A 711-nucleotide genomic window follows, 5' to 3' on the forward strand; every position below is an offset into this window, starting at 1 on the left:
GCCAGCCTTCGCGCCGCAGCAGCACGTGCAGACGCCGGTAGCCATAGCGGACCCGAACCGCAGCCAGGTCGCGCAGCCGCATGCGCAGCTCGACCTGCGGATCACGCCGCGATCGGTAGCGCTGCGCCGACCGGTGAAACCCCGTCGCCGAACAGGCCCGACGCTCGCTGACCCGGTAGCTGTCCTGCAGCACAGCCACCACGTCACGGCGCAGCGCGGGCCTCACCACTTTTTCCGCAGCACATCCTGCAGCATGGTTTTGTCCAAGCTCAGGTCAGCGACCAAGCGCTTGAGCTTCGCATTCTCCTCCTCGAGCTGCTTCAGCCGCCGGATCTCCGCCGTCCCCATCCCGGCAAACTGCTTCTTCCACCGAATGGCATGGACTGCTCCCCACCCCAGCGGCGCCAGCCTTGGGTCGGCCAGTCACGAGGGAGGAAAGGCCATGGAACTCGGTGTGCTCGGGATCGATCTATCGAAGAACCTGTTCCAGCTGCACGGCGTCGATCCGACCGGCCGGGCGGTGCTCCGAAAGCGGCTCCGGCGCGACCAGCTTCTGCCGTTCATCGCGGCGCTGGCGCCCTGCGCAATCGGCATCGAGGCATGTGCGAGTGCCTTCCACTGGGCCAGGGAGTTCGAGCGGGCCGGGCATGTTGTGCGCATCATCAGCCCGCAATTCGTGAAGCCTTTCGTGCGCGGGAACAAGAATGACGG

2 pseudogenes are annotated in these 711 nt (G+C 66.4%); one reads left to right on the forward strand and one right to left on the reverse strand.

Annotated features, from left to right (window positions below):
- A pseudogene (locus tag HW577_RS26015) lies at positions 1-372 on the reverse strand (transposase); the annotation flags it as partial.
- 70 nt (positions 373-442) lie between these two features.
- On the opposite strand from HW577_RS26015, the pseudogene HW577_RS26020 reads away from it, so the two are divergent.
- A pseudogene (locus tag HW577_RS26020) lies at positions 443-711 on the forward strand (IS110 family RNA-guided transposase); the annotation flags it as partial.

This window comes from Neoroseomonas rubea, from assembly GCF_016106015.1.
Lineage (GTDB): Bacteria > Pseudomonadota > Alphaproteobacteria > Acetobacterales > Acetobacteraceae > Neoroseomonas > Neoroseomonas rubea.